The sequence below is a fragment of the Burkholderia mycopellens genome (genome assembly GCF_964265025.1).
In the GTDB taxonomy this organism is placed as follows: Bacteria; Pseudomonadota; Gammaproteobacteria; order Burkholderiales; family Burkholderiaceae; genus Burkholderia.
The window spans coordinates 2,454,692-2,481,422 of sequence record NZ_OZ183802.1 but is presented as its reverse complement, the minus strand read 5'-3'; the positions used below and the strand labels follow the sequence as shown (position 1 = coordinate 2,481,422).

Genomic DNA, 26,731 nt, shown 5'->3' with positions numbered 1-26,731 from the left:
CACGCATGGATTTCAGAATTGGACAAGGCTACGACGTGCACCAGCTCGTCCCGGGGCGCCCCCTCATCATCGGCGGCGTGACGATTCCTTACGAACGCGGCCTGCTCGGCCACTCGGACGCGGACGTGTTGCTGCACGCGATCACCGACGCGCTGTTCGGCGCGGCCGCGCTCGGCGACATCGGCCGCCATTTCTCCGACACGGACGCGGCGTTCAAGGGCGCCGACAGCCGCGTGCTGCTGCGTGAGTGCGTGGCCCGCGTCAAAGCGGCCGGCTTCGCGATCCAGAACGTCGACAGCACCGTGATCGCGCAGGCGCCGAAGCTCGCGCCGCATATCGACGGCATGCGCGCGAACATCGCGGCCGATCTCGGGCTGCCGCTCGACCGCGTGAACGTGAAGGCGAAGACCAACGAGAAGCTCGGCTATCTCGGCCGCGGCGAGGGCATCGAGGCGCAGGCCGCCGCGCTGCTGGTCAGGCAGGGCGGCTGACGCCCGGCGGTGGCGGCGTGCGGTTCGCTCCGCGCGCCGTGCTGCGGAAATGAAAAAATGCCACGCTGATGCGTGGCATTTTCGTTTGGAGCGACGGCCGCTCCGGCATGGCTGCCGGTCGCACGGCGAGACCGCTCAAGCAGCCGTTTATTCGCCTTCGGCGGCGATCACCTGCGCGGCGGCGTTGATCACCGACGCGATGCGGCCGACGTCGCGCAACTGCGTGACGGTCATCCCTTGCTCGTTCTTCAGCAGCGCATAGTGCGACTTCACGCAGAAGTGGCACTTGCCGACGATCGACGCGGCGAGCGCGTACATCTCGAACTTGCGCTTGTCGACGCCACCGTGCGTGGCATACGCACCCATCCGCAGCTCGGCGCGTTGCGTCTTCAGGTCGGCATCGTCGGCCATCTCGACATACGGATACCAGGTGTTGTTCATCCCCATCAGCGCGGCCGCCGTCAGCACGGCGTTCGTTTCTTCGGGCGACAGGACGCCGGCTTCGCGGATCGTCTTGATGAGCACCGTGCTCTTCGCCGCGATTGCCGCCGCCAGCGCGACGCCGACCGCGTCGGTGCCCTCGAGCGACGAGCGCGAGATCGTGCCGTCGAGGTTCAGGCGAATGTCCTTCGCGTAGTCGGGAATACGTGCCTTAATCGAATCGATGAATTCCATTGATATCTCCTATGGGTTGGCCGTTAAAAAAGCCCGCAGGCAGGACGTGCGCCGCGGGCTTCGTGCATCGATGCGCTTACAGCGTTGCGCCGCCGACTGCACGGTTGCACGGGCACAGTTCGTCCGTTTGCAGGCCGTCCAGAATCCGCAGGACTTCTTCCGGGCTGCGGCCGACGTTCAGGTTGTTCACCGAAACGTGCTGGATCGTGTTGTCCGGATCGACGATGAACGTTGCACGCAGCGCCACGCCGGCTTCCTTGTCGCGCACGCCGAGCTGGTCGATCAGCTCGCCCTTGACGTCGCCGAACGAGTAGTGGTTCAGCTTGTCGAGGTCCTTGTGCTCACGGCGCCATGCGAGCTTGACGAATTCGTTGTCCGAGCTGCCGCCCAGCAGGATGGCATCGCGCTCTTCGAACTGCTTCGTGAGCTTCGCGAACTCGACGATTTCCGTCGGGCACACGAACGTGAAATCCTTCGGATAGAAGTAGATGATCTTCCACTTGCCCGGGAACGATGCTTCGGTGACGGTCTCGAATGCCGACTGCCCGTTTTCTTCGTGATGGTTGAAGCCCGGCTTCGCGGCTACGACGGTGAAAGCTTCGAGTTTATCGCCCACGGTTTTCATGCGGATACTCCTGTATGAGTTGGGAAGAAGACTGAGTCAAGCTACCTCGGTGCTGCAACGATGATGTGACAGCCTGCGCAAACTATAACACTATTAGTAAAGCGCTTCAATAGATTTTGACTAACTATCTTCATAGTTTTTTTCAACCGGATCGATAGTGTGCAGCGCAAGAAGCGTGCGCGAGCGCGTCACGCCGTCGCACGCGCCTTGCCGGCGCCGGGGAATTCGAGCGTGACTTCGAGGCCTGCTTCGGGGTTGCGGTTGCGCAGGCGCAGCGCGCCGCGGTAGCGGCCGACGAGGCGCAGCACGATCGCCATCCCGAGGCCCGTGCCGTCCGCCTTGGTGCGGGCGGTGTCGACGCGGTAGAACGGCCGCATCACGAGCGGCAGTTGATCCTCGGGGATGCCGGGGCCTTCGTCGCTCACCGACAGCTCGACGCGGGCGTGCGACACGCGTGTCTCGAGCGTGATGTGCGACACGCCGTCCTGCTTGCTCTGGCCGTACTTGCGCGCGTTCTCGATGAGGTTGCCGATTACGCGGCGCATGTCAGTCTCGTCGGCTTCGATCACCGCGCTCGGCGCGAGCCGCGTGCGGATCTCGACGCCATCCTCGCCTGCTACCCGCGCGGCGACTTCCTGCGCGATCGACGACAGGTCGACGGGTTCCGGCTTGCGTTGCGACGGGCGCGCGTAGTCGATGAAGGCCGCGATGATGCGGTCCATCTGTTCGATGTCGTCGACCATCGCGTCCTTGGTCGCCTGATCGGACGGGCTCATCTCGGTTTCGAGCCGCAGCCGCGCGAGCGGCGTGCGCAGGTCGTGCGAGATGCCCGCGAGCATCAGCGCGCGATCAGCCTCGAGCTGCTCGAGGTCGCGCACCATCTGGTTGAAGCTGCGGTTGGTGTCGGCCGCGACGCCCATCCCGCGCTCGGGCAGCAGTTCGGGCCTCTGGCCCGAGCCGATCTGGCGCGCGGCGAGCGCGAGCCGCGAGAACGGCCGGTTCACGAGGCTCGTGATGAACGCGGAGCCGAACAGCGACAACGCGAGCGCGAACAGGCCCCAGCCGGCCCACTGCAAGCCCGTGACGTTGTCGAGTTGGTCGCGGTCGAGCGCGACCCAGTAATCGTCGTCGTCGATCTTGAAGCTGATCCACACACCAGGAATGTCGTTGACCGACTGCGCGATCACGGTATCGTCGCCGAGGCGGCTGCGGATGTCGTGTTCGATCAGGCGGTTCAGCGATTCGTCGGGCTGCAGCTTGAACTTGTCGGTTTTCTCGCGCGGGTAAACGCGCACGCCCTCGTTGCTCTCGAGATCCTGCAGCAGCGCGCGCCGCAGATCGGGATCGGAGTAGAGCAGGGCGGTGCGCGTGAGCTTCACGACCGCGACGAGCTGCAGCGCGACGCGCTGCGCCCGCGGCTCACGCTCGATCACGCGAAAGCTCTGGAACCACGCGGCGAGACTGACCGAGATCAGCAGCGCGATCAGCAGGAAGGTGCGCCAGAACAGCCCGCCGAACGCAAGCTGCAGGAGGCGCCGGTCGATACGCATGGGACGGGCCGTGGGCGGGCGAAACCGGGAAGGAAAAAGATCAGGCAGCGCCGTCCGGGATGAACACGTAGCCGAGGCCCCAGACGGTCTGGATGAAGCGCGGGCTGCCCGGATCCGGTTCGATCAGCTTGCGCAGGCGCGAAATCTGCACGTCGAGGCTGCGGTCGAACACTTCGTATTCACGGCCGCGGGCGAGTTCCATCAGCTTCTCGCGCGATAGCGGCTGGCGCGGATGACGTGCGAACACCTTCAGCACCGAGAATTCGCCGGTGGTGAGCGGAATTTCCTGGCCGGACTTCGTCAGCGTGCGCGTGGCGAGGTTCAGCGAGAACTCGCCGAACTCGAACACCTCGGTGGTTTCCGACGGAGCGCCGGGCAGTTCGGCCGGCGCCTGGCGGCGCAGCACCGCATGAATGCGCGCAACGAGCTCGCGCGGGTTGAACGGCTTCGGCAGGTAATCGTCGGCGCCCATCTCGAGGCCGACGATGCGATCCACATCCTCGCCCTTCGCGGTGAGCATGATGATCGGCGTGCGGTCGTTGCTGCCGCGCAGGCGGCGGCAGATCGACAGGCCGTCTTCGCCCGGGAGCATCAGGTCGAGCACGAGCAGGTCGAAACGCTCGCGTACCCAGAGCTTGTTCATTGCGGTCGCGTTTTCGGCGACGTAGACATTGAAACCCTGCTCGCCGAGATAGCGGCGCAGCAGATCGCGCAGGCGCGGGTCGTCGTCGACGACGAGAATCTTGGAGGGGTTTTTCGTTTCCATGATCGGCATCTTATCGCGAATGGGAATTGACGCACGGCCGCGTATTTTCGGGCGTTACAGTCGGTTACAAAATTTACCCGTAGTGTCGCGCGGAGTAAAGGCAGGCTATAGAGATTCCTTTACTCGAAGCCGAAATTCGGTAGATACTCCCCTGCACTCCATCTTTCATCTTTGCACACCCGAATTCCGCAGGGTTTTTCAAGTACCAGAGGTAACCGGTTGCCGCGTGACGAAGGGAACAAATCGACCAAAGAAGCGAGGACGGTCATGCGATCTGCCCGGATTGCACTGATGCTGACGATCGCGCTTGCCGGTCCGTATGCGTCGAACTTCGCGTATGCGCAGCGCCCCGAGCAGGGCGCATCGTCGCGCAAGCTGCCGCGCGGCAAGGCGCCGCAGGCCGATCGTACCGCCGAGATGACGGCCCGTTCCGCCGTGCCTCCCGATCTCGAACAGCGCCGCCGCGACGGGCACATGACGCCCGAGGAGCGCCACCTTTTGCGCCAGCACATCGAGGACGCCGTTCGCGAGCTGTACAAGCGCTGACGCGCCGTCTTTCGCCCTGCGCGAAATCCTTCGCGCTGAAAAGATTCGTAGCAATTTTCCCGTCAACTTTCGCCTGCCGATTGCCGTTATACCGGCATCCGCACCGCCGGTGCGCTCCGGGAGTCCATGACGATGAAAGCGAACGCTGCCGCACCGGCGCCGTCGCCCGCGATGCAGTCGTCGCTCGACGCCGACGATGCATTGTTTATCCTGAGTCGTACCGGCTTCTCTCCCGCGCCCGCCGATGTTGCGCGCGTCGTCGGCATGACGCGCGCGCAGGTCGTGGCCGATACGCTCGGCAACGTTCGCCGCGACCCCGTCACGACGTGGCCCGACTGGATCGCCGAGCTGCCGCCGACGCGCGCGCAGCGCCAGGCGCTGACCCCCGACATGCGGCGCGACGAGCAGCGCGAGCGCAACGTTCGGTACGATGCGCTGCGCGCGGCATGGGTCAACGAGATGATCGTGACGCCGTCGCCGCTCACCGAGCGCATGACGCTGTTCTGGCATGGGCACTTCACGTCGGGGCAGGACAAGGTGCCATACCCGCAGACGATGGCCGCGCAGAACGCGCTGTTTCGCCGCGAGGCGCTCGGCAACTTCGGCACGCTGCTGCACGCGGTCGCGAAGGATCCGGCGATGCTGCAGTATCTCGACGGCGCGAGCAATCGCAAGGGGCGCCCGAACGAGAATTTCGCGCGCGAGGTGATGGAGTTGTTCACGCTCGGCGAAGGGCATTACACGCAAAACGACGTGACCGAAGCCGCGCGGGCGATGACGGGCTGGACGGTCGATCCCGATACGTTGCGCTTCGCGGTGCGGCCGGATTGGCACGATGCGGGCGACAAGACGATTCTCGGCGAAACGGGGCCGTTCGACGGCGACGGCTTTCTCGACATCCTGCTGAAGCGGCCGGGCACCGCGCGCTTCATCGCCGCCAAGCTGTGGCGCGAGTTCGTGTCCGATACGCCCGACCCGGGCGCGCTCGATGCGGTGGCCGAGCGGTTTCGATCGAGTGGCTATGACATTCGCGCGGCGCTCGCCGCGCTGTGGTCGACCGACGCCTTCTGGGATCCGCGCAACCGCGGCGTGCTCGTCAAGTCGCCGGCGGAATTCGTCGTCGGGTCGGTGCGGCTGTTCGACGTTTCATACGGCGATCCGCAGATGCTCGCGAACACCGTGCGCACGCTCGGGCAGAACCTGTTTTACCCGCCGAACGTGAAGGGCTGGCCGGGCGGCGCGCTGTGGATCAACAGCACCACGCTGCTCGCGCGCAAGCAGTTCGTCGAGCAACTGTTCCGCGCGACGGAGACGGCCGGCATGCACCCGCCGGCGCATCCGGTGGTGCCGCCGCCGAATGCCCGCGCGCATGCGATGCCGGTGGTCGAGACGGCGTCGGCAGCCGGCATGCGCGGAGCGCCAGCCAAGCCCGCGCGCGCCGGCCTGCGTTTCGACCTCGAACGCTGGCTTGCACAATATCGCGCACGGCCGCAGGCGACCGCGGGTCTGTCGACCGAGCTTCAGTTACAGCACGCGGTGCTGCAACTGTCGCCGGTCGCGGCGATCGACACGGATTCCACCGGCAGCGCGTATCTCGAAGCGCTGCTGATGGATCCGGCCTATCAACTGAAATGATTCGAACGACGATGAAGCGGGGAGCCGGTGTGGCAAAGGTGCCGGGCGGCGAACCAAAGGATGCGCGATGAACCGACGTGATTTTCTGACGCTCACGGGCGCTGCGGCCGCGGCCGGCGTGTCGATGTGGCAGGCGCCTGCAATGGCGGCTTCCGTGGCGCAGGCGGGGCGCCAACCGGCGGCCGGGTATGCGAACGTGCTGATCCTCGTCGAGCTGAAGGGCGGCAACGACGGCCTCAACACCGTGGTGCCGTATGCGGACCCGCTCTATTACCAGTTCCGGCGCAGCATCGGCATCAAGCGCGAGCAAGTGCTGCAACTCGACGCGCACACGGGGCTGCATCCGTCGCTTGCGCCGCTGATGCCGCTGTGGCGCGACGGGCAGGTCGCGGTCGTGCAGGGCGTCGGCTATCCGCAGCCGAACCTGTCGCATTTCCGCTCGATCGAGATCTGGGATACGGCGTCGCGTTCGGACCAGTACCTGCACGAAGGCTGGCTCACGCGCACGTTCGCGCAGGCGCCCGTGCCGCCCGGTTTCGCGGCGGACGGCGTCGTGCTCGGCAGCGCCGAGATGGGGCCGCTCTCGAACGGTGCACGCGCGATCGCGCTCGTCAATCCCGCGCAGTTCATTCGTGCGGCCCGGCTTGCCGAGCCGTCGTCGCTGCGTGAACAGAACCCCGCGCTCGCACACATCATCGACGTCGAGAACGATATCGTGAAGGCGGCCGACCGGCTGCGCCCGCGCGGCGGGATGCGTGAATTCCGGACGGCCTTTCCGGCCGGCGCGTTCGGCACGTCGGTCAAGACGGCGATGCAGGTGCTGGCCGCATGCGAAGCGTCCGGGCCGGGCGCACAGGATGGTGTCGCGGTGCTGCGCCTGACGCTCAACGGCTTCGATACGCACCAGAACCAGCCGGGGCAGCAAGCCGCGCTGCTCAAGCAGTTCGCGGAGGGGATGAGCGCGATGCGCGGTGCGTTGATCGAACTCGGCCGCTGGAACCAGACGCTCGTGATGACGTATGCGGAATTCGGGCGGCGCGTGCGGGAGAACCAGAGCAACGGCACCGATCACGGCACGGCCGCGCCGCATTTCGTGATGGGCGGGCGCGTGGCCGGCGGGCTGTATGGTGCGCCGCCGGCGCTCGGGCGGCTCGACGGCAACGGCAACCTGCCGGTCGCGGTCGATTTCCGCCAGCTTTACGCGACCGTGCTCGGGCCGTGGTGGGGGCTCGACGCGACGCGCGTGCTGCAGCAGCGCTTCGACACGCTGCCGTTGTTGAAGGCGTGAGGCGCCCGGGTCAGCGTCGGCGCGCGGTGCGCCACGCGACCCACAGCTTGCGGATCGGCGTCAGCGCGATGCGCTGGTGCAGTACCTGGAAGCCGTCGCGCTCGATTTCGTCGAGCAGTGCGCCGGCCAGGGCGATCTGTGCACGCAGCGTGCGCTGCGCGCGGCGTTCGGACGCGGGAATCGCTGCTTCGGCGGCCATGAGCGCTTCGCGCGCGCGGGCCGTCTGGAATTGCAGCAATTCGGTGAAGGCCGGGCTGTAGCGGCGGTTCAGCAGATCGGCCGCGGTCACGTTGTAGCGCTGCAGTTCGTCGATCGGCAGGTAGATGCGGCCGTGGCGCGCATCGTTGCCGAGTTCCTGCACGAATTGCGCGAGCATCAGCGCGCGGCCGGCATCCGCGGCCCACGGTTGCGGGTCGGCCGGGTTCGCGGCGCTGGCGCGCGCGACCAGCGACGCGAAGGTGCCGCCGACCTGGGCGATATAGCGCTGCAGGTTCGCGAAATCGAGGTAGCGGGCTTGTTCGAGATCCATCCCGTAACCGTTGACGAGCGTGCGCAATGCGTCGGTCTCGGCGGCGATCGCCGGATGATGCTGCGCGAGCGCCTTGGTGACCGGGTGCGACGGCTGCCCGTCGGCCAGCGCCGCGAGTTCCTTGTGCCACCACGCGAGCTTTGTGTGCCCGATGGTCGGGTCGCTGGTTTCCTTGACGGTTTCCTCGAGTTCGCGACGCAACGCGAACAGCGCGGTCAGGCGCGGTTGCGCGGCGAGCGGCGCCTGACGCAGCGCGTAGTAGACGCTGGAGCCCGCAGGGGCGGCCTTTTGCTGACAGTAGTCGTCGAAGTTCACGGGCGGAATCGGGTGGGGGCGGGTTCGGGGGACGCGCGGCGGCGCGATGCCGAAACGTCGAGCGCGGCATTCTAGCACCGCTGCACGACGGGTGTCGGCGAGGGCGAGACAACGCCGCGCGGATCGGGTAGAATCTCGCGCTCGCCTGATCGGGCGTGTCGGTTACAGGCCGGCGCGGTGTCCCGGGCGCGTGGAAACGCATCTTGCGTGCCGCGTGGTCAGGCGACGGAAAATCCGCGTGAGTGGCGAAATTGGTAGACGCACCAGGTTTAGGTCCTGACGCCCGCAAGGGTGTGCCGGTTCGAGTCCGGCCTCACGCACCAGAAGTCGAACGCACCTCTGTCAGGGGCCGTTCATCAAGAAGCGCTGTCGGTCGATTGACCGCAGCGCTTTTTCGTTGATGTCGTTGCCTTTCCCGGCACGCGAGCCTGGGCAAGCGGTGCGCGAAAATTCGTGCCGCGTGTAATGTCGTGTTCACCTCCCATATAAGAAACGCAATTACACCGAGGACCACCGATGAAAAACACCGTACGCATTCCGATGTCCGTACTGGCGCTGATGCTGGTCGCGCCGGCTTTTGCCAATACGCCTGCCGAGAACATTGCATGGAGCGCGAGGCCCGCGCAGACGGTTTCATCGTCGTCGGCGTGCTCCGCGTACTCGGGGCGGGTGATGACGAGCGGCGAGACGTTCTCCACGGAAAACGTGCTGAAAGCCGTCGGCACGTCGCTGGCCGCTACCGCGCTCGGCATCGTCACCGGCGGATATCAGGGCGCAGTCTCCAATCCGTGCCCGCGCCCGGGCCTGTGACCGGCCCTCAGGCGAACCGCGGAGATCTCCGCCTCATCTGAAACAAGCACGACACCCAGCGCCGCGCGTCGCCCGACCCGCGGCGCTTCGTCGTTTCAGGCGCGCTTATTCCCAGAAACTCCGGATCGCGACCGCCACGATCACCGGCACCGAGAAGACCAGTGGGATCGCGAAGTATTGTGCTTCCCGATCGACGATCCAGCTATAGATCACCCACGCCGCGCCGATCGCGAACGTGATGAGGCCGACCGTCACGGCGGCGATGTTCAGGACCAGCTTCGAGGGCTGGCGGCGCGTCTTGGCATCGTCATTGTTGTCGCGCGGGGACGGTTTCATCGGAAGAGTGCGGCTTCGGGCCGGAGCGGGGATAAAAGCACAGGAAACCCCATCCGCACCGATCGCGCAAGAGGGCCGGCGCAGGCCGGCCCTCGTCGCGTCCGCCAGCGCGCGTTACAACCCGAACGACACCGCCAGTTCATCGAGCAGTTCGCGCTGGAACGCGACGAACCGCTTGCCAGGCTGCTGCGCGATCGCGAGGTCGAGCATCGGATCGGCGACGTCGGTGCGAATGCCGGCCAGCTCCTCGACGATCGCGAGCCCGCAGAACGGCACGTACGCTTCCGAATAGCCGCCTTCGTGAACGATCGCGAGCCGCCCGCCGCAATGGCGTTGCGCGGCATCCTTCACCGCGCGCGTCATGAACCGGTAGCTGTCGGTATGCAGTTGCATGCGCGCGAGCGGGTCGACTGCGCTGGCGTCGAGGCCGCTGGCGACCACGATCAGCTCGGGCCGGAAACGCGCCAGCGCCGGCAGCACGATCCGTTCGAACGCGTAGCGATACGCATCGTCGCCGCTGCCCGCGAGCAGCGGCACGTTCAGGTTCGCGCCGACGCCCGCGCCCTGGCCGCGATCGTCCGCGCCGCTGTAGCCGGGCGGGAAGCAGCGGTCCTGGTGCAGCGAGATCGTCAGCGTGTCCGGATCGTCGTAGTAGATCGACTGCGTGCCGTTGCCGTGATGCACGTCCCAGTCGATCACCGCGACCCGCTCGATGCCGTGTTTCGCGCGGGCGGCCTCGACCGCGATCGGGATGTTCGCCAGCAGGCAGAAGCCCATCGGGCGATCGCGCAGGCAGTGGTGGCCGGGCGGCCGCGACAGCGAGAACGCGTTCGCCGCACGTTCGCCGACGACCGTATCGACAGCCGCGATCGCGAGGCCGGCCGACAGCGCAGCGATCTCGTAGCTACCCTTGCCGAACGGCGCGAGATCGCCGAGGTCGCCGCCGTTCGCATCGCTGAGTGCGCGGAACGCGTCGAGATAGTGCGCGGGATGAATGCGCAGCAGGTCGGCGGTCGAGGCCGGTTCGGCGCCGCGCAGGTCGAGCTGAGCGGCCAGGCCCGAGGCCTGCACCAGCGACAGGAAACGGCGCTTCGAATCGGGCGATTCCGCGTAGCCTGCGCTCGACGGCGGCTGGACCCAGCCGCCGACCGGGAAGAACAGCGCATGCGTGCCGCCGGTATGCCAGAAAGTGCGTTCGTCGGTGAAGAAGGCAGTGCGATTCATGGATTGCGTGACCTGTCACGGTTGGGAGGAAACGGAAGGGCGCGTGCGGCGATCGATGTGGCGCAGCGCGGCGAAAGACACGATCGCGACGGCCGTCGCGGCCGCGAACAGCGCGTGCATCGTGCCGCCGGCGTCGAGCATCAGCCCGGCCAGCAGCGGGCCGGCCGCGAGGCCCGCGCCGATCACGAAATTGAGCGTGGCGACGAGGCGGCCCGATGTGTCGATCTGCGCAACGGTCGCGAGGATGAACGGCAGCACGAACGTCCACGCGAACTTGAATGCGAAGATCGCCGCGCTGTAGCCGCCGGCGTGTCGCATCACCGCGAGCGCGACGAGCGAGGCGGCCAGCAGCGCGTAACCGGCCGCGAGCATCGCGCGCCGGGCGAGCCGGCCGCCCGCGCACGACGCGAGCGCCGCGCCGGCAATGCCCATCACGCTCGCGATCGCGAGGACGTTGCCGGTCGACTGCGGATCGAGTCCGGCTTCGTTCGCGGCACGGCTTGCGAACGTCCACACGCTGCCGATCGCGAGATAGAACGTCAGTACCGCGCCGATCGCGAGCACGACGAAACCTTGCGGCGCATGTGCCGCCGCGCCGCGCGCGTTTTGCGCAGGCGCGGTTCGCGCGCCGAGCGATGACGGAAAGCCGCGCGACAGCGGCGCCGCGAGCAGCGCGAGCGCGGCGAGCGCGACATACAGCGCGCGCAGCCCGAACGCCGCGAACACATGCGGCAGCGCGAACAGGCCGATCGCACCCGCGATCAACTGGCCGACGACCCACAGGCCGTACACACGGTCGCTGTTCTCGCTCGTCGCGGCGCTCGTCATGCAGAGCACCATCAGTGAGCCACCGCCGAGCGCGGTGACGGCGCGCAGCGCGAGCAGCGCGACGAAGTCCGGCATCCACAGCGCGGTCAGCAGGTTGCCCGCGCCGAACAGCGCGATGGCGAACGCCGCGACGCGGCGCGCGTCGACCCGGCCGAGCCACAGGTACGACGGCACGGTCGCGAGGCTGAACGCGCCGAGTTCGACGAAGAAGTAGGTGCCGATCTGCGACGCGGACAACCCGAGCTGCGTCGCGAGCTGGCCGGCGACGGCGGGCGCCACGAGCAGCAGCAGCGGCGTGATGGCCGCGAACACGACGAGCGCGACGAGCGTCGAGCGCGCGAAGGTCGGCGCGCGGCTGTCGGGCGGGAGTGCGGCATCCGTAGAAAGGGTTTTCATGGCGGGATCTCGTGTGGGGAGTCAGAACAGGTGATAGATGCCGACCATCGCGCCGAACTGCGATGCGCCGGCGAGCGGCGTCGGGTCGTATTCGTAGACGGTCTGCGAACTCTGGCCGCGGTTGCGCGCGTAGCCGAGGTTCACGTAGGCGACGGTGCGTTTCGACAGTGCGTACGTGGTGCTCGCGATGAACAGCGTCGGGTGGCCGATCGCCGGCGTGCGCGAGTCGGTGTGATAGACGCCCGCATTCAGGCCAATCTCGCTCGACATCTGATAGCGCGCACCGCCCCAGACGATCGTGCGCGCCGCGTCGAGGTCGCCGGTCAGGCGTTCGACGCCCGCATAGACGGTGAGCGGCAGGGTGGCGAACGCATAGCGCGCGGCGAGCGTGCCGAGTTCGCGGCGGCGCGCCGACGTGTCGCCGGCCGCGGAAACGTCGCCGTGCGCCTGATGCAGCACCGCGCTGACCGACAGGCCGTTGCTCGTGTACTGGCCGCCGAGTTCGAGCACGCGTCCGGCGCGCGGTTTGCCGGCGACGCCTGACGTCGCGGCAAGCGCCTCCACGTCGAAGCCGGCGAACGTCGGTGACTGGTACTTGACCGCGTTGTCGATGAAGTTCGCGTTGATCGGCACGATGACGCCCTGGCCGCTGTACGACGCGTACCAGAGCGGGTCGTAGAACAGCGTCTTGTCGAACAGCACGCTGAACTGTCGGCCGAGCGTGACGGTGCCGACCGGCCCCGCGATGCCGACGTACGCGCCGCGGAAGAACGCATAGCCGGGCACGGTTGCGGTGCCGTCATTGAGGTTGAGGCCCTGTTCGAGCTTGAACAGCGCTTGCCAGCCCCCGCCGAGATCCTCGTGGCCTTTCAGCCCGATCTGCGAAGGCAGGATGCCGTAGTTCTGCAACTGCACGGCCGAGTGGCGCCCGTCGGCATGCGTCAGGTATTGCACGCCGGCATCGAGCGCGCCGTACAGCGTGAGACTCGACTGCGCGTGCGCGGCAGCGCTGCACGCGGCGAGCGTCGCGACGGCCGCGGCCGTACGGATGAAGCGGGTTTTCGTCACGTTGGGTTCTCCATACCGTCCTGCATCGGTTTGTCGTTGGTGTTGTCGCGACGCAGTGTCCGCAGCGGGAAAACCTTCGAACAGTCGTACAGATGAACGGTGTGGAAAACCCGTGGTGCACGGCATGCACGCGGCGGGCTGCCTTGGCGCGGCGTGCTGCGGGGCAGCAACGTGCCGTGCACCGTTCAAATGGATGGGGCTGACGCCCGTTCCGACGCCGTGGCCTGTCAAAAAAGCCGGTCGCTATAATCGACCGGTGTCGTTGCGCACATCAGCAGCCCGATCGGGCAGGGGAGCGGAAGGTGAGGATCACGACGGATTTCGGGCAGGATCTCGATGCGCTGCGCGACGTGCCGGCAGCCATCGTGCTCGACGACTTCGCGTGGCCGCCACTGCCGCCCCGGCGTGCCGATTTCGACGGCGTTACGCACGGCGACGCATCGCAGCGCGAACTCGGGCTGATGCTGCTCGACCTGTACGCGGTTGCCGCCCGGTCCGGCATCGGTGAATTCGAATACCGCTTCTTTTCGCTGCTGCAGGCGCTCATTCCATTCGACGCCGCATGGACCGGCGTCGCGACCCATGTGCCAACCGGCCCGGTGATGCACAACAGCTTCCTGTACCGTCTGCCGCACGCGTTCTTCAGCGACTGGAAGCGCGTGCGCGATTGCGACCCGCTTGCGCACCGCACGCTGCGCGGCGCGCACGGCCACGCGGTGCGTTTGTCGGTCGTCGAGCCGGGGCTCGATGCCCGGTTTCGCGACTGGTGCGTGAAGTACGGGCTCGCGCAGCTGATGTGCGTGTGCACGCTCGATCGCCGGTTCGGCCTGACGACGTTCATGTCGATCTACCGCCAGGGCCTGAATCGCCCGTTCGGCGACGACGATGCGCGCCGTTTCGAGGAAGTGATTCCGCATCTCGCGGCGGCGCTGACGATCAATCGCGCCGCGCAGCTCACGCGCGAACGCGGCGATACCGTCGCGCCGGCGGCGCGCGCACTGTGCGACAACTTCGGCGTGCTCCACCATGCCGATCACGGTTTCGACGACGTGCTGCGCACCGAATGGCCGGCGTGGGCCGGTGCGCGCGTGCCGGAGCCGCTCGTCGCGCACCTGCGGCGCCAGTCGGGCCAGCCGTTCGTCGGCGATGCGCTGCGAATCCAGTGCGTGCCGGTTGCGGGGCTGTTCCAGATCGAGGCGCGGCCGCGCTCGCTGCTCGACCGGCTGAGCCCGCGCGAACTCGCGGCGATCCGCTATTACGGCGCAGGGCGCTCGCACAAGGAAGTCGCGCAACAGATGGCGATTTCGCCGACGACCGTGCGCCACTACCTGCGCTGCGCGTACCGCAAGCTCGGCATGCACGACAAGAGCCAGATCGCCGGCGTGCTCGGCACGCCGGGCGGCACGGCCGACGACGAGCCGGTGGAAGCCGGTGACGAGCGGCGCTGAATCGCGCTGAGTCGCACGACCGCCACGCATTGCACGCGCTCGCGCGAATGGTTGTGCCCGCAACCATTGAGCGTTATGCTCGTCAGCTCCCAGCAGACGGAATTCCATCATGAACGACACGAATTCAGGGTCGGTGCGCGCGGCGGTGGTCGGGGTCGGCGCGATCGGCGGGTTGCTCGCGGCCGCGTTGTCGCGGGCCGGCATGACCGTGAGCGCGTATGCGCGCGGCGCGACGCTCGACGCGTTGAACACCCACGGCGTGCGCGTGATCGACGAGGCGGGCGTCACATCGTCGGTTCCGATGCGAGCGAGCGACGATGCGGCCGCGCTCGGCGTGCAGGACTACGTGGTGATCGCGCTGAAGGCGCAGGCGCTGCCGGCTCTGGCCGCGCGCATTGCGCCGCTGGTTGGGCCGGACACCGTGATCGTCGCGGCAATGAACGGGCTGCCGTGGTGGTTCACGCACGGGCTCGAAGGGGCGCTTGACGGCGTGCCGCTCGATGCGGTCGATCCGGCCGGCGCGGTGTCGGCGGCTTTGCCGCCCGCGCAGGCGATCGGTTGCGTCGTGCACCTGTCGTCGAGTACCGACGCGCCGGGCGTCGTGCGCCGCGGGCGCGGCAACCGGCTGATCGTCGGTGCGCCCGATGCGCGGCTCGACGCGGCTACCGCCCGGTTTGCCGCGGCGCTCGCGGCGGGTGGCTTCGACGTCGAGTCGACGCCCGCGATCCGGACCGAGATCTGGACGAAGCTGTGGGGCAACATGAACATGAATCCGCTGAGCGCGCTGACGGGGTCGACGGCCGAGCAGTTGCTCGACGATCCGTTCACGCAGGATCTCGCGTTGCGGATGATGGAGGAGGCGGCCGCGATCGGCGCGACGCTCGGCCTGTCGACGGGGATGAGCGGGCCCGAGCGGATCGCGGTCACGCGCAAGCTCGGCGCGTTCAAGACGTCGATGCTGCAGGATTTCGAAGCGGGGCGCGCGCTCGAGATCGGGCCGATCCTCGGCGTGTTTCCCGAACTCGGGCGCAAGCTCGGCGTGCCGACCCCGTATTGCGACGCAGTGCTCGGGCTGCTCCGGCAGCGCGCGACGAACAGCGGGTTGTAGTACGGGCGGGGCCGCGGCAGGCGCGACGCCGGTGACGCGAAGCGCGGCGATCCGCTTGCCGTGCGCAGCGCATGACGCAAAGCGGGCCGCCCGCGTCGCTGGTGAGGCGACCGGGGCGGCTCGTCGAATTCATCGGATCAATGGTATGGGCGCGTTGCCCGTGTTGCTGCTTCAGTCGTCCCGCTCGGTCGCGTGCGCGACCACCTTGTCGAGCAGCCGCTCGAACGTCTGGCGTTCGCTGTCGGACAAGCACGCGAGCAAGCCGTCGTTCCACTTGCGTACGATCGGCATGATCTTGCGATGCAGCGCGCGGCCGTCGGCGGTCAGTGCGATCAGCACGATCCGGCCATCTTCCTCGTTTGCACTGCGTTCGAGCAGCCCCTGGCGCAGCAGCGCCTCGGCTGCCCGGCTCGCCTGGCTCTTGTCGAGATTGGTGTGGCGCGCGAGATCCATGATTGAGAACGGGCCGAAGGCGCCGACGGCGGCGATCACGCGCGCCTCGGGCAACGAGATGTCGAGCTTGTGCCGGTACACCTCGCCGATCCCGCGGTCGGATCGCTTCGTGAGCGCGTGGAGGCGATAGGTCAGAAACTGATCGAGCCCGGCTTGACGGCCTTTCATGTCGAATCCTGAAGAAAAAGGGCGGGCCCGATTGTTCCTGTATCGCGCGCTCGGGTCAACGGTCAGTGTGCGCCGTACTTCAGGCGTGTCAATTGCTCCGCTTCGTTCGCGAGCAGGCTGGCCGCGTCGCGGATCGCGACGTCGAGCGTGATCGGCCCGGGAGCCGGCGAGAAGCAGCCGGAAAAATGTTCGGACAGGCGGGGCAGCGCGGCCGGGTCGATTGCGCCGGACAGCAGCGACGCGGGCACGCCGGCAGCCTGCGCGTGGCGGCACGCGATGAACGGCGCTTTCCCGTGCAGCGTCTGCACGTCGGAGCGGCCTTCGCCGGTGATCAGCCAGTCCGCGCCCGCGAGCGCCGCGTCGAGCCCGACCTGACGCGCGACCACTTCGGCGCCGGCTTCGAACCGCGCGCCAAGCATGTGCAGCGCGAAACCGAGGCCACCTGCGGCACCGGCGCCCGGCAGGTCGCGGCTGCGATGGTCGAGCGCGGCTTCGAGCAGGTCGGCGAAGCGGGCGAGGGCCGCGTCAAGGGTCGCAACCTGCTCGGGCGTCACGCCTTTTTGCGGGCCGAACACGGCGGTCGCGCCGTGCGCGCCCGTCAGCGGGTTGTCGACGTCGGACATGCCGATGAATTCGGTTTCCTTCAGGCGCGGGTCGAGCCCCGACGCGTCGATGCGTGCGATGTCGGCGAGCCGCGACGGAACCGGCTCGACCGGCTGGCCGCCGGCGTCGAAGCATTGGAGGCCGAGGCCCGCGAGCAGCCCGGCGCCCGCGTCGTTGGTGCTGCTGCCGCCGAGCGCGACGAAGAAGCGGCGCACGCCTTCGTCGAGCAGCGTGCGGATCGCTTCGCCCATCCCGCGCGTGCTGCGCGCGTCGACGGGCACGCTCATGCCGACCGGATCCGTGATGCCGACGATTTCGGCCGTCTCGACGATCGCGGTGCGCGCGTCGATCACGCCGACCGCCGCGTCGCGTGCCGCGAGCGATGCGCCGGCCACCCGCAGCGCGCGCCGTGTGCCGCCACCTGCCAGCATCGCGTCGAGCGTGCCTTCGCCGCCATCGGCCATCGGGCAGCGGCGCACGACAGCGTCGGGCCGGGCGCGGCGAATGCCGGTGGCGATCGCGTCCGCGACCTGTTCGGCGGAAAGCGAACCTTTGAACGAATCGGGCGCGATGACGACGACAGGCGCGGACGGGTGATGCGGCATGGTGTCTCCGGACGGCGTGATTGGTGTGAAGAATAATTGGGGCCGCGACGGCGGCGCACCCTCAGTTGGAGCTTACAGGATGGCGGGCCCGTGGAGGATACGGCGTTCGGCATAGCGGCGATCCGCGTGCATTGCCGTGCGAAGGGCTGTTGGCGCGGCGCAGACGCATGCGCGTCGCGCCGATCTGGCGGTGTGATGAAAATTGTTTGCTAGAATAGTCGATTCTTCCGGCCAAAGCCGTGCTCCGAGCCGCTTGCGCTAGCCATCCGGCGCGTGCAGGGATGGCGTGGCGCTCCGGCGCGGCGAGTGGATGTGACGCACATCACGCCGCAGGCAGGCACGGCAAGGAAAACCCGATTTGCTCGAATAATTTTAGGACGATTGAAGCCATGGCTAACGTTGTTGAGAACCTCGGCAAGCTTGAACGCCGTGTGACGATTTCCCTGCCGAAAGACACCGTGCAGAAGGAAATCGACGCCCGTATCCAGAAACTCGCGAAGAACGTGCGCATGCCGGGTTTCCGCCCGGGCAAGGTGCCGCTGAAGATGGTCGCGCAACAGTACGCGGGTCAGGTCGAAGCGGAAGTGCTGAGCGACAAGATCGGCCAGGAATTCTTCACGATCAGCCGCGCGGAAAACCTGCGCGTCGCTGGCCAGCCGAGCTTCGAGCCGAAGCAGGAGCAGGCTGAAGATGCATACGCGTTCGACGCGACGTTCGAGGTCTACCCGGAAGTGAAGATCGGCGATCTGGCGACGGCTGAAGTCGAGCGCTCGACGACGTCGATCGGCGACGCTGAAATCGACCGCACGCTGGACATCCTGCGCAAGCAGCGCGTGCACTTCCACGCACGTGGCGAAGCCGGCGAGCACGGCGACGGCGGCGCGGACACCGCAGCGAAGAACGGCGACCGCGTGACGGTCGACTTCGTCGGCAAGATCGACGGCGTCGCGTTCCAGGGCGGCACGGCCGAAGACTTCCCGTTCGTGCTCGGCGAAGGCCGCATGCTGCCGGAATTCGAAACCGCGGCGCTGGGCCTGAAGGCCGGCGAATCGCGCACGTTCGACCTGGCATTCCCGGAGGACTACCACGGCAAGGACGTCGCGGGCAAGACGGCGCAATTCACGGTCACGATGAAGAAGATCGAGTGGCCGCACCTGCCGGAAATCGACGCCGAATTCGCGAAGTCGCTCGGCATCGAAGACGGCGACCTGACGAAGATGCGCGCCGAGATCAAGGAAAACCTCGAGCGTGAAGCGAAGCGTCGCACGCAGTCGATCGTCAAGAACCAGGTGATGGACGCGCTGCTGAAGATCTCCGAACTCGACGTGCCGAAGGCGCTGATCGAGCAGGATCAGCAACGTCTCGTCGAAATGGCTCGCCAGGATCTGGCGCAGCGCGGCGTGCCGAACGCGAAGGACGCACCGATCCCGGCCGAGATGTTCGCCGAGCAGGCCGAGCGTCGCGTGAAGCTGGGCCTCGTGCTGGCCGAGCTCGTGAAGTCGAACGGCCTCGAAGCGAAGCCGGAACAGATCCGTGCGGAAGTCGACGAGTTCGCGAAAAGCTACGAAGACCCGAAGGAAGTGGTCCGCTGGTATTATTCCAACCAGCAGCGCCTCGCCGAGATGGAAGCGTTCGTCGTTGAAAGCAACGTCGTCGATTTCGTGCTGGGCAAGGCAAAGGTGACGGACAAGGAAGTGAGCTTCGAGGCACTCGCGAGCGCATCGGCGCAAGCGTAAGTGTCGCTCTAGCGGCGTGCCGGCTGTCGGAGCGACGGCCCGCACGCCGTTTTCACGTCAAGCGCACGGTTGCCATTAATATGGCGATTGAGCGGGCGGCTTCCCTCCGTTCAATTTTCCAATCGAACAAGGTTCATTGAATGATCACTCGCGCTGAATTGCTGGACATGCTTGCTTCGAACGCGCCGCAGGGTTTCGAGGCGCAAGCGCTGGGGCTGGTGCCGATCGTCGTCGAAACGAGCGGCCGCGGCGAGCGTTCGTACGATATCTACTCGCGTCTCCTGAAGGAGCGCCTGGTGTTCATGGTCGGCGAAGTGAACGACCAGACCGCGAACCTCGTGGTCGCGCAGTTGCTGTTCCTCGAGAGCGAGAATCCCGACAAGGACATCAGCCTGTACATCAACAGCCCGGGCGGGTCGGTGTCGGCCGGCATGGCGATCTACGACACGATGCAGTTCATCAAGCCGGACGTGTCGACGCTGTGCATGGGCCTCGCGGCCAGCATGGGCGCGTTCCTGCTGGCGTCGGGTGCGAAGGGCAAGCGCTTCGCGCTGCCGAACTCGCGCGTGATGATCCACCAGCCGCTCGGCGGCGCGCGTGGCCAGGCATCCGACATCGAGATCCAGGCGCGCGAAATCCTCTACCTGAAGGAGCGGCTGAACCAGTTGCTCGCACAGCACACGGGTCAGGACGTCGAGCGCATCGCGCGCGATACCGACCGTGATAACTTCATGTCGAGCGAGGACGCGAAGGCGTACGGACTGATCGATCAGGTGCTGCTGAAGCGCCCGTAAACTTAAGTGGGGTGCCGCCCCGATTCACGCGGCGCCCCTGCTATGTTCCGCACGCCCTGAGCCTCTGCGGCAAGCGCATCCGGCCGGCTCCGGTCGCGCCCTAGGCGCGGCGTTCGGAGCATTCGGCGTATCATGTCATTTACCTGTCCGGAGGCTCTACATTCATGGCGGACAAAAAAGGTTCGAACAGCGAGAAGCTGTTGTATTGCTCGTTTTGCGGGAAGAGCCAGCATGAGGTGAAAAAACTCATCGCGGGCCCGTCGGTGTTCATCTGCGATGAATGTATCGACCTCTGCAACGAAATCATTCGCGACGAGGCGGCTGCCGCCGGCGTCGAGGCCAGCCTGTCGCGGTCGGATCTGCCGAGCCCGCAGGAAATTCGCGACATCCTCGATCAGTACGTGATCGGCCAGGAGCGCGCGAAGAAGATCCTCGCGGTGGCGGTGTACAACCACTACAAGCGCCTGAAGCATCTCGACAAGAAGGACGACGTCGAGCTGTCGAAGAGCAACATCCTGCTGATCGGCCCGACGGGCTCCGGCAAGACGCTGCTCGCACAGACGCTCGCGCGGTTGCTCAACGTGCCGTTCGTGATCGCCGATGCGACGACGCTGACCGAAGCCGGCTACGTCGGCGAGGACGTCGAGAACATCATTCAGAAGCTGTTGCAGAACTGCAACTACGAGGTCGACAAGGCCCAGCGCGGGATCGTCTACATCGACGAAATCGACAAGATCAGCCGCAAGTCGGACAACCCGTCGATCACGCGCGACGTGTCGGGCGAGGGCGTCCAGCAGGCACTGCTGAAGCTCGTCGAGGGCACGATGGCGTCGGTGCCGCCGCAGGGTGGCCGCAAGCACCCGAACCAGGATTTCATCCAGGTCGACACGACCAACATCCTGTTCATCTGCGGTGGGGCATTCGACGGCCTCGAAAAGGTGATCACCGATCGCACCGAGAAAACCGGCATCGGCTTTGGTGCGACGGTCAAGAGCAAGCAGGAGCGCGACGCGGGTGAAGTGCTGCGCGAAACGGAACCGGAAGACCTGATCAAATTCGGTCTGATCCCCGAATTGATCGGCCGCCTGCCGGTGGTCGCGACGCTCGGCAAGCTCGATGAAGCCGCGCTGATGAAGATCCTGGTCGAGCCGAAGAACGCGCTCGTCAAGCAGTATCACAAGCTGTTCGCGATGGAGCGCGTCGAGCTGGAGATCCGGCCGGGCGCACTGCAGGCAGTCGCCCGCAAGGCGATCCGCCGCAAGACCGGCGCGCGCGGTTTGCGTTCGATCATCGAACAGGCATTGCTCGACGTGATGTACGAACTGCCGACAATGAAAGGGGTCAGCAAAGTCATCATCGACGAGAACGTCATCGATGGCGACGGCAAGCCTTTGCTGATCTACGAGGACACGCCGAAGGTGGCGGGTTCGAACTGACCGGCTTGCCGACGATGTTCTGCGAAAAAGGGCCGTTCATGAGACCGTGGGCGGCTTTTTTTCGTTTATCTTGTGGGTAACTCTGACTCGACACGCGGTGGTTACTTTTTTACCGAATATTTCCCGCACTTGAAGGCTTGCAATTCGTTGTGGCGGCCTCAATTACCGAACAATTGATTCCACTCATGGGGAAATGAAATGTCAGGCACCCAACTTCTCCCGCCGGAACGCATCACGCTCCCGCTGCTGCCGCTGCGGGATGTCGTCGTTTTCCCGCACATGGTGATTCCGCTCTTCGTGGGCCGGCCGAAGTCGATCAAGGCCCTCGAAGCAGCGATGGAAGGCGGCAAGCACATCATGCTCGTCGCCCAGAAAACCGCGGCCAAGGACGAACCGACCGAAAAGGACATGTACGAGGTCGGTTGTATCGCCAACATCCTGCAGATGCTGAAGCTGCCGGACGGCACCGTGAAGGTGCTCGTCGAAGGCCTGCAGCGCGCGAAGGCGTTGTCGATCGAAGAGCAGGAAACGCAATTCTCCTGCGAAGTGATGCCGCTCGAGCCCGATCACGCCGACAGCGCTGAAACGGAAGCGCTGCGCCGTGCGATCGTGTCGCAGTTCGACCAGTACGTGAAGCTGAACAAGAAGATCCCGCCGGAGATCCTCACGTCGCTGTCGGGCATCGATGAAGCAGGCCGCCTCGCCGACATGATCGCCGAGCGCCTGCCGCTGAAGCTCGACCAGAAGCAGCACATCCTCGAGATGTTCCCGGTCATCGAGCGCCTCGAGCACCTGCTTGCGCAGCTCGAAGCCGAGATCGACATCCTGCAGGTCGAGAAGCGCATCCGCGGGCGCGTGAAGCGCCAGATGGAAAAGAGCCAGCGTGAGTACTACCTGAACGAACAGGTCAAGGCGATCCAGAAGGAGCTGGGCGAAGGCGAAGAGGGTGCCGATCTCGAGGAACTCGAGAAGCGCATCAACGCCGCGCGCATGCCGAAGGAAGCCAAGAAGAAGGCCGATGCCGAGCTGAAGAAGCTGAAGCTGATGTCGCCGATGTCGGCGGAAGCCACCGTCGTGCGCAACTACATCGACACGCTGATCGGCCTGCCGTGGCGCAAGAAGAGCAAGGTCAACAACGACCTGTCGAACGCCGAGCAGGTGCTCGACGAGGACCACTTCGGCCTCGAGAAGGTGAAGGAACGGATCCTCGAGTATCTCGCGGTGCAACAACGCGTCGACAAGGTCAAGGCGCCGATCCTGTGTCTCGTCGGGCCCCCGGGCGTCGGCAAGACCTCGCTCGGCCAGTCGATCGCCCGTGCGACGAACCGCAAGTTCGTCCGGATGGCGCTTGGTGGCGTGCGTGACGAAGCCGAGATCCGCGGCCACCGCCGTACGTACATCGGTTCGATGCCGGGCAAGATCCTGCAGAGCCTCACGAAGGTCGGCGTGCGCAATCCGCTCTTCCTGCTCGACGAAGTCGACAAGATGGGTATGGATTTCCGCGGCGATCCGTCGTCGGCGCTGCTCGAAGTGCTCGATCCGGAACAGAACCACACGTTCGCCGACCACTACATCGAAGTCGACTTCGACCTGTCGGACGTGATGTTCGTCGCGACGTCGAACTCGCTGAACATCCCGCCGCCGCTGCTCGACCGGATGGAAGTGATCCGTCTGTCGGGTTACACGGAAGACGAGAAGGTCAGCATCGCGCAGCGTTACCTGCTGCCGAAGCAGAAGAAGAACAACGGCCTGAAGGAAGGCGAGATCGAAGTCACCGAGCAGGCGATCCGCGACATCATCCGCTACTACACGCGCGAAGCCGGTGTGCGCTCGCTCGAGCGGGAAGTGTCGAAGATCTGCCGCAAGGTCGTGAAGATGCTGCTGCTGAAGAAGGCATCGGGCGCGATCAAGGTCGACGGCGAAAACCTCGATACGTTCCTCGGCGTACGCAAGTACGACTTCGGCCTTGCCGCGAAGGAAAACCAGGTCGGTCAGGTGACGGGCCTCGCGTGGACGGAAGTCGGTGGCGATCTGCTGACGATCGAAGCCGCGGTGATGCCGGGCAAGGGCAACGTGATCCGTACGGGTTCGCTCGGCGACGTGATGAAGGAGTCGGTCGAGGCGGCACGTTCGGTCGTGCGCTCGCGTTCGCGTCGTCTGGGCATCAAGGACGAAGCGTTCGAGAAGCAGGACATCCACATCCACGTGCCGGAAGGCGCGACGCCGAAGGACGGTCCGTCCGCCGGCGGTGCGATGACGACCGCGCTGGTATCGGTGCTGACGGGTATCCCCGTGCGTGCCGATGTCGCGATGACGGGCGAAATCACGCTGCGTGGTGAAGTCCTGCCGATCGGTGGCCTGAAGGAGAAACTGCTTGCGGCGCATCGCGGCGGCATCAAGCTCGTGCTGATCCCGGAAGAGAACGTGAAGGATCTCGCCGAGATTCCGGACAACGTGAAGAACGCGATCGAGATCGTGCCGGTCCGCTGGATCGACAAGGTGCTGGAACTCGCGCTCGAGCGTTCGCCGACCCCGCTGCCGCCTGAAGAAGAGGCGAAGGCGGCGGCACCGGTCGCCGATGCAGCGAAGGATGCCGGCTCGACGGAATTCGTCAAGCACTAAGCATTGGGACGCCGTCCTTTCTGACGGTTGTTCACGAAACCCGCGGCGTGGCCGCGGGTTTTTTTATGCGTAGCCGAATCGCGTGCGCGAACGCTAAAAAATTCGCGTCAGGGCTTTGCAAAATGATCGGGGATGAATTAAACTTGCGGGCTCGCTGGTTGTTGATGCCGAAACGCAGATCGCAGCCAGAACGAATCGGAAACGGGTGCTTAGCTCAGCTGGTAGAGCGGCGCCCTTACAAGGCGTAGGTCGGGGGTTCGAACCCCTCAGCACCCACCAGTTTCCTGATTCAGCCAGACCAAGGAGCGGTAGTTCAGTCGGTTAGAATACCGGCCTGTCACGCCGGGGGTCGCGGGTTCGAGTCCCGTCCGCTCCGCCAGAAAATGAAAAAGCCCGCCTTGCGCGGGCTTTTTCATTTGCGTTTCCGGTTGCGCCCGCTCGCGTGACTGAGGGGTGGAGGAAGCCGCCTGCGCGGCCGGCGTCCGGCGGGACTCGAAAGGCTGCGCTTGCAAGCGCAGCCGCGGCCTGCGGGTTGCAGGCGACCCGTCCGCTCCGCCAAACAAACGAAGATGCCCGCCTTGTGCGGGCATTTTCGTTTTGCGCACCCGGTTGTCGCGTTGCACTCGCCACCAACACGTCTGCTTTTCTCCCGTCCCACCTCGTATGTTGTAATATCGGTCGTTTTGTCCAATTTTCCCGTCACGCATGCTCGATTTCTTCCGTAATCACCAGCGCCTGATGATGGCGCTCCTGCTCCTGATCGTGTTGCCGGGGCTAGGTTTCGTTGGGATCCAAGGCTTCCGCGGCTTCTTCGACGATAGCGCGAACGTCGCGGCAGTCAACGGGCACAAGATCACGCGGGTCGAATTCGACGGCGCGTTCCGCCAGCAGATCGACCAGGCGCGTCAGGCGCTCGGCGGGCAGTTCGACATCAAGATGTTCGATACGCCCGAGCACCGCAAGCAGGTGCTCGACGGCCTGATCCAGCAACGCGTGCTGGCCGACGAGACTCAGCGTCTGCACCTGACCGCCTCCGACAACGCCGTGCGCGACGCGCTGATGAGCGACCCGATGATCGCGTCGCTGAAGAAGCCCGACGGTTCGATCGACGTCGAACGCTATGCGCAGTTACTCGCGTTCCAGGGGATGACGCCCGAGCAGTATCAGGAGCGCGTACGCTACAGCCTCTCGCTGCAGCAGATCCCGGCCAGCATCGTGTCAAGCGCGTTCACGCCGAAGAGCCTCGCGCAACGCCTGTCCGAACTCGCCGCGCAGCAGCGCGAAGTGCAGGCGCTCGTGCTGAAGACGAGCGACTTCGCAGCGAAGGTCCAGCCGACCGATGCGCAGCTCGTCGCGTACTATGACGCGCACAAGCAGAGCTTCGCGACGCCGGAAACCGCGACGATCCAGTACCTCGTCTATTCGCCGGCCGCAGCCGCCGCGAGCGCGCAGCCGACCGATGCGGACATCAAGAAGTTCTACGACGACAATCCGACGCACTTCCGCACCGAAGCGCAGGTGCGCGTGAGCCACATCTTCATCGCCGCGCCGGGCAGCGCAAGCGCAGCCGACAAGGCTGCAGCGAAGGCGAAGGCCGAGCAGTTGCTGGCCGACGTGAAGGCGCATCCGGACCAGTTCGCGCAGATCGCGCAGAAGAACTCGCAGGACGCACCGTCGGCCGCGAAGGGCGGCGATCTCGGCTTCATCACGCGCGGCTCGACGGCGGGCGGCAAGGCGTTCGACGACGCCGCGTTCGCGCTGAAGCAGGGCGACGTGAGCGGCATCGTGCAGTCGGATCTGGGCTTCCACATCCTGAAGGCAACGGAAGTGAAGCCGGCGGCCGTCAAGCCGTTCGCGGAAGTGAAGGACCAGATCGCGGCCGACCTGAAGCAGCAGTACGCGTCGAAGGCATTCACGGACAACGCAGAAGGCTTCACGTCCACCGTGTATGAGAAGGCGAAGACGCTGCAGCCGGCCGCGGACAAGTACAAGCTGACGATCCAGACGGCCACCGTCACGCCGACGCCGAATCCGCAACTGCCGCCGACGAGCCCGCTGAACAATCCGAAGTTCCTGGCTGCCGTGTTCGCCAACGACTCGGTGAAGAGCCAGAACAACACGCAGGCGATCGACGTCGGCAACAACACGCTGATCTCGGCGCGCGTGACCGACTACAAGCCGGCCGCCGTGCCCGCGCTCGATGCGATCAAGGACGTCGTGCGCCAGAAGGTCGTTGCCGAGCAGGCCGCGGAACTCGCGAAGAAGGACGGTGCGGCGAAGCTCGCCGAACTGCAGAAGTCGAAGTCGACCGACGGGTTCTCGGCCGCGCAGAAGGTGTCGCGCACGCAGTCGCAGGGCCTGACGCCGGCTGCACTGAGCGCCGTGTACAAGGTCGACGCGAAGACGCTGCCGGCTTATGTCGGGGTCGATCTCGGCGCCGACGGCTATGCGATCTACCGCGTGAACGCGGTGATCCCGGGTTCGGCGGTCGATCCGCAGCAACTGGCCGCCGCGCAGCAGCAGATGGCGCAGGTCGACGCGCAAAGCGAAGGCGAAGCGTATCTCGCCGCGCTGCGCGATCGTTCGAAGGTGAAGCTGTACGGCTCGACGGCCAGCCAGTCGCAGGATGGCGACAACTGAGCGTCGTTTCGCACGCAACAAAAAAGAGCCCCGCTT

Annotated in this window: 23 protein-coding genes and 3 tRNA genes; 15 read left to right on the top strand and 11 right to left on the bottom strand. The window is 65.9% G+C overall.

Annotation, left to right across the window (positions count from 1 at the left end; translation table 11 throughout):
- Nucleotides 1-5: 5 nt before the first annotated feature.
- Nucleotides 6-491, top strand: coding sequence for a 2-C-methyl-D-erythritol 2,4-cyclodiphosphate synthase (gene ispF / locus ACPTTC_RS11450; RefSeq protein ID WP_175955821.1), 486 nt, complete (start codon nucleotides 6-8; stop codon nucleotides 489-491).
- Nucleotides 492-638: 147 nt separating this feature from the next.
- Here ispF and ACPTTC_RS11445 read toward each other — a convergent pair whose 3' ends face one another.
- The 4 genes from ACPTTC_RS11445 to ompR all read right to left on the bottom strand — a co-directional run bounded on the left by ACPTTC_RS11445 (nucleotide 639) and on the right by ompR (nucleotide 4,116).
- Entirely contained in the window at nucleotides 639-1,166 is a 528-nt protein-coding gene (locus tag ACPTTC_RS11445; protein ID WP_011352388.1) for a carboxymuconolactone decarboxylase family protein, read from the bottom strand.
- Nucleotides 1,167-1,242: 76 nt separating this feature from the next.
- Nucleotides 1,243-1,791 carry a peroxiredoxin gene (locus ACPTTC_RS11440; RefSeq protein WP_175955823.1) on the bottom strand — a complete coding sequence of 183 codons (549 nt, stop codon included), beginning with the start codon at nucleotides 1,789-1,791 and terminating at the stop codon, nucleotides 1,243-1,245.
- 188 nt (nucleotides 1,792-1,979) lie between these two features.
- Nucleotides 1,980-3,341, bottom strand: coding sequence for an ATP-binding protein (locus ACPTTC_RS11435; RefSeq protein ID WP_423392549.1), 1,362 nt, complete (start codon nucleotides 3,339-3,341; stop codon nucleotides 1,980-1,982).
- Nucleotides 3,342-3,381: 40 nt separating this feature from the next.
- The gene (gene ompR, locus ACPTTC_RS11430; RefSeq protein WP_006478565.1) at nucleotides 3,382-4,116 is read right to left on the bottom strand and encodes a two-component system response regulator OmpR; all 735 of its coding nucleotides are present in this window, start codon (nucleotides 4,114-4,116) and stop codon (nucleotides 3,382-3,384) included.
- Between the two features lie 258 nt (nucleotides 4,117-4,374).
- Between ompR and ACPTTC_RS11425 the strand changes: the two genes are divergently transcribed.
- The 3 genes from ACPTTC_RS11425 (at nucleotide 4,375) to ACPTTC_RS11415 (ending at nucleotide 7,576) form a co-directional block, all read left to right on the top strand.
- A complete protein-coding gene (locus tag ACPTTC_RS11425; protein WP_175969566.1) occupies nucleotides 4,375-4,653 on the top strand; it encodes a hypothetical protein in 279 nt (92 codons plus the stop codon).
- A gap of 132 nt (nucleotides 4,654-4,785) precedes the next feature.
- Entirely contained in the window at nucleotides 4,786-6,288 is a 1,503-nt protein-coding gene (locus ACPTTC_RS11420; RefSeq protein ID WP_423392548.1) for a DUF1800 domain-containing protein, read from the top strand.
- Nucleotides 6,289-6,355: 67 nt separating this feature from the next.
- Nucleotides 6,356-7,576: a DUF1501 domain-containing protein gene (locus ACPTTC_RS11415; RefSeq protein ID WP_175969568.1), complete on the top strand. Its 1,221-nt coding sequence runs from the start codon at nucleotides 6,356-6,358 to the stop codon at nucleotides 7,574-7,576.
- Nucleotides 7,577-7,586: 10 nt separating this feature from the next.
- Here the strand turns inward: ACPTTC_RS11415 and hpnD are convergent, their stop codons facing one another.
- Entirely contained in the window at nucleotides 7,587-8,420 is an 834-nt protein-coding gene (hpnD, locus tag ACPTTC_RS11410) for a presqualene diphosphate synthase HpnD (protein ID WP_423392547.1), read from the bottom strand.
- Nucleotides 8,421-8,656: 236 nt separating this feature from the next.
- On the opposite strand from hpnD, the gene ACPTTC_RS11405 reads away from it, so the two are divergent.
- Nucleotides 8,657-8,743, top strand: a tRNA-Leu gene (locus ACPTTC_RS11405).
- 193 nt (nucleotides 8,744-8,936) lie between these two features.
- Nucleotides 8,937-9,230 carry a hypothetical protein gene (locus ACPTTC_RS11400; protein WP_423392546.1) on the top strand — a complete coding sequence of 98 codons (294 nt, stop codon included), beginning with the start codon at nucleotides 8,937-8,939 and terminating at the stop codon, nucleotides 9,228-9,230.
- A 105-nt stretch (nucleotides 9,231-9,335) separates the two neighbouring features.
- On the opposite strand, the gene ACPTTC_RS11395 is transcribed toward ACPTTC_RS11400, so the two are convergent.
- The 4 genes from ACPTTC_RS11395 to ACPTTC_RS11380 form a co-directional block, all read right to left on the bottom strand.
- A complete protein-coding gene (locus ACPTTC_RS11395) occupies nucleotides 9,336-9,566 on the bottom strand; it encodes a hypothetical protein (protein ID WP_423392545.1) in 231 nt (76 codons plus the stop codon).
- Between the two features lie 114 nt (nucleotides 9,567-9,680).
- The gene (locus tag ACPTTC_RS11390) at nucleotides 9,681-10,790 is read right to left on the bottom strand and encodes a class II histone deacetylase (protein ID WP_423392544.1); all 1,110 of its coding nucleotides are present in this window, start codon (nucleotides 10,788-10,790) and stop codon (nucleotides 9,681-9,683) included.
- Between the two features lie 15 nt (nucleotides 10,791-10,805).
- On the bottom strand, nucleotides 10,806-12,014 hold the full coding sequence (locus tag ACPTTC_RS11385; protein WP_423392543.1) for an MFS transporter: 1,209 nt from the start codon (nucleotides 12,012-12,014) through the stop codon (nucleotides 10,806-10,808).
- Between the two features lie 21 nt (nucleotides 12,015-12,035).
- The gene (locus ACPTTC_RS11380; RefSeq protein ID WP_423392542.1) at nucleotides 12,036-13,082 is read right to left on the bottom strand and encodes a porin; all 1,047 of its coding nucleotides are present in this window, start codon (nucleotides 13,080-13,082) and stop codon (nucleotides 12,036-12,038) included.
- A gap of 302 nt (nucleotides 13,083-13,384) precedes the next feature.
- On the opposite strand from ACPTTC_RS11380, the gene ACPTTC_RS11375 reads away from it, so the two are divergent.
- Both ACPTTC_RS11375 and ACPTTC_RS11370 read left to right on the top strand, forming a co-directional pair.
- Entirely contained in the window at nucleotides 13,385-14,530 is a 1,146-nt protein-coding gene (locus tag ACPTTC_RS11375) for a response regulator transcription factor (RefSeq protein WP_423392541.1), read from the top strand.
- 109 nt (nucleotides 14,531-14,639) lie between these two features.
- On the top strand, nucleotides 14,640-15,638 hold the full coding sequence (locus tag ACPTTC_RS11370; protein WP_423392540.1) for a 2-dehydropantoate 2-reductase: 999 nt from the start codon (nucleotides 14,640-14,642) through the stop codon (nucleotides 15,636-15,638).
- A gap of 171 nt (nucleotides 15,639-15,809) precedes the next feature.
- Here the strand turns inward: ACPTTC_RS11370 and ACPTTC_RS11365 are convergent, their stop codons facing one another.
- A complete protein-coding gene (locus ACPTTC_RS11365; RefSeq protein ID WP_423392539.1) occupies nucleotides 15,810-16,259 on the bottom strand; it encodes a MarR family winged helix-turn-helix transcriptional regulator in 450 nt (149 codons plus the stop codon).
- Nucleotides 16,260-16,321: 62 nt separating this feature from the next.
- A complete protein-coding gene (locus ACPTTC_RS11360) occupies nucleotides 16,322-17,467 on the bottom strand; it encodes a glycerate kinase (protein WP_423392538.1) in 1,146 nt (381 codons plus the stop codon).
- A 389-nt stretch (nucleotides 17,468-17,856) separates the two neighbouring features.
- Here ACPTTC_RS11360 and tig point away from each other — a divergent pair, with 389 nt between their 5' ends.
- The 7 genes from tig (at nucleotide 17,857) to ACPTTC_RS11325 (ending at nucleotide 26,695) form a co-directional block, all read left to right on the top strand.
- Nucleotides 17,857-19,203, top strand: a complete 1,347-nt coding sequence (tig, locus tag ACPTTC_RS11355; RefSeq protein WP_175955840.1) for a trigger factor — start codon at nucleotides 17,857-17,859, stop codon at nucleotides 19,201-19,203.
- Nucleotides 19,204-19,343: 140 nt separating this feature from the next.
- Nucleotides 19,344-19,997 carry an ATP-dependent Clp endopeptidase proteolytic subunit ClpP gene (gene clpP / locus ACPTTC_RS11350; protein ID WP_010092137.1) on the top strand — a complete coding sequence of 218 codons (654 nt, stop codon included), beginning with the start codon at nucleotides 19,344-19,346 and terminating at the stop codon, nucleotides 19,995-19,997.
- A gap of 164 nt (nucleotides 19,998-20,161) precedes the next feature.
- Nucleotides 20,162-21,433 carry an ATP-dependent Clp protease ATP-binding subunit ClpX gene (gene clpX / locus ACPTTC_RS11345; protein WP_006489345.1) on the top strand — a complete coding sequence of 424 codons (1,272 nt, stop codon included), beginning with the start codon at nucleotides 20,162-20,164 and terminating at the stop codon, nucleotides 21,431-21,433.
- 198 nt (nucleotides 21,434-21,631) lie between these two features.
- The gene (lon, locus tag ACPTTC_RS11340; RefSeq protein ID WP_011352361.1) at nucleotides 21,632-24,055 is read left to right on the top strand and encodes an endopeptidase La; all 2,424 of its coding nucleotides are present in this window, start codon (nucleotides 21,632-21,634) and stop codon (nucleotides 24,053-24,055) included.
- 203 nt (nucleotides 24,056-24,258) lie between these two features.
- Nucleotides 24,259-24,334: transfer RNA gene (locus tag ACPTTC_RS11335), tRNA-Val, on the top strand.
- Between the two features lie 23 nt (nucleotides 24,335-24,357).
- Nucleotides 24,358-24,434 (top strand) — tRNA-Asp (locus ACPTTC_RS11330).
- Between the two features lie 326 nt (nucleotides 24,435-24,760).
- Nucleotides 24,761-26,695 carry a SurA N-terminal domain-containing protein gene (locus ACPTTC_RS11325; RefSeq protein ID WP_423392537.1) on the top strand — a complete coding sequence of 645 codons (1,935 nt, stop codon included), beginning with the start codon at nucleotides 24,761-24,763 and terminating at the stop codon, nucleotides 26,693-26,695.
- The last annotated feature ends 36 nt before the right edge of the window (nucleotides 26,696-26,731 follow it).